The sequence below is a fragment of the Cupriavidus sp. WS genome (genome assembly GCF_000395345.1).
GTDB lineage: Bacteria > Pseudomonadota > Gammaproteobacteria > Burkholderiales > Burkholderiaceae > Cupriavidus > Cupriavidus basilensis_B.
The window spans coordinates 1-1,610 of sequence record NZ_AQPL01000458.1; the positions used below are offsets into that span (position 1 = coordinate 1).

1 protein-coding gene and 1 pseudogene are annotated in these 1,610 nt (G+C 68.8%); both read right to left on the reverse strand.

Going from position 1 to position 1,610, the window contains the following annotated elements:
• Positions 1–324, reverse strand: a pseudogene (locus K206_RS39785) (phenylalanine--tRNA ligase subunit beta); the annotation flags it as partial.
• A 70-nt stretch (positions 325–394) separates the two neighbouring features.
• Positions 395–1,420, reverse strand: coding sequence for a phenylalanine--tRNA ligase subunit alpha (gene pheS / locus K206_RS0131040; protein ID WP_196812941.1), 1,026 nt, complete (start codon positions 1,418–1,420; stop codon positions 395–397).
• Positions 1,421–1,610 lie beyond the last annotated feature (190 nt).

Genomic DNA, 1,610 nt, shown 5'->3' on the forward strand with positions numbered 1-1,610 from the left:
CTTGCCGCCCGCCTCGGCCGCCGGCAGCACCGCGCCGACCAGCGCGCACGGCACCAGGATGCCGGGCGCCACGTTGGGCGCGCCGCACACGATCTGCAGCGTCTGGCCGGTGCCGGCATCGACCTGGCACACGTTGAGGCGGTCGGCGTTGGGATGGCGCTCGGTGGCGAGCACGCGGGCCACCACCACCTTGTCGAACGGCGGCGCGACCGGGCCGACCTCTTCCACCTCCAGCCCGGCCATCGTCAGGCTGTGCGAGAGCGCGTCAGTGGTGACCTTGTCGGGATTGACGAAACTGCGAAGCCAGGATTCCGAGAATTGCATGGCGCTTCTGATCCGGTAAGTATTCTGTTCTGTTGAGTCGGTGACGTGATGCTCTGGCGCGCGGGCGGCCTCAGGCGAACTGGCGCAGGAAACGCGCGTCGCCTTCGAAGAACAGGCGCAGGTCGTTGATGCCGTAGCGGAGCATGGTCAGGCGTTCGAGGCCGGAGCCGAAGGCGAAGCCGATGTAGCGCTCGGGGTCCAGCCCCATGTTGCGCAGCACGTTCGGGTGCACCTGGCCCGAGCCGGAGATCTCCAGCCATCTGCCGTTGCCGAAAGCCATGTCGATTTCCGCCGACGGCTCGGTGAACGGGAAGTACGACGGGCGGAAGCGCACCTGGATGTCGTCGCGCTCGAAGAACTTGCGCAGGAAGTCGGTGTACACGCCCTTCAGGTCGGCGAAGCTCACGTCCTCGCCGATCCACAGGCCCTCGACCTGGTTGAACATCGGCGAGTGCGTGGCGTCGCTGTCGACGCGGTACGTGCGGCCCGGGCAGATCACCTTGATCGGCGGCATCGCGCGGCCCTTGTACTTCTCCACATGCATGCGCGCGTAGCGGACCTGCATCGGGCTGGTGTGGGTGCGCAGCAGCAGGAGCTTGCCCTCGCTGTCGCGGCCGTCCACGTAGAAGGTGTCCTGCATCGAGCGCGCCGGATGGTTGTCCGGGTTGTTCAGCGCGGTGAAGTTCATCCAGTCGGTCTCGATCTCGGGGCCGTCGGCCACGTCGAAGCCGACCGAGCCGAAGATCTGCTCGACGCGCTCCCAGGTGCGCATCACCGGGTGCAGGCTGCCGCGCGCCACGGCGCGCCCGGGCAGCGTGACGTCGATGGCCTCGGCGGCCAGCCGCGCGTTCATCAGCGCGTCGGCCAGCGCCTGGCGGCGCGCGTTGAGCGCGGCCTCGACCTGCTGCTTGGCCTGGTTGATGCGCGCGCCTTCGCTCTTGCGCGCCTCCGGGTCGAGCTTGCCGAGGCTCTTGAGCAGCTCGGTGAGCGCGCCGGTCTTGCCGAGAAAGCGGGCTTTTTCGTTTTCCAGCGAGGCGTTGTCGTTGGCGGCGGCGAAGGCGGCCTGGGCGTCGGCGACGATTTGATCCGGATCCAGAGACATGGCGGCGGTCGGCGATAAATTTGGCGTCCGGGTCACGGGAAGGGCCCGGGCGTGGGTTGGCACTAGGTGCGATGTGGGTGCCGGGCCCCGCGCGGCACCGGGAGCGGCGCGGGGCTCGTTTCGGATGCCGTCTCGCCCGCCGCGCCCGCCTGGCCGGCGGCGCGCAAGAAGACACAAACGGCAT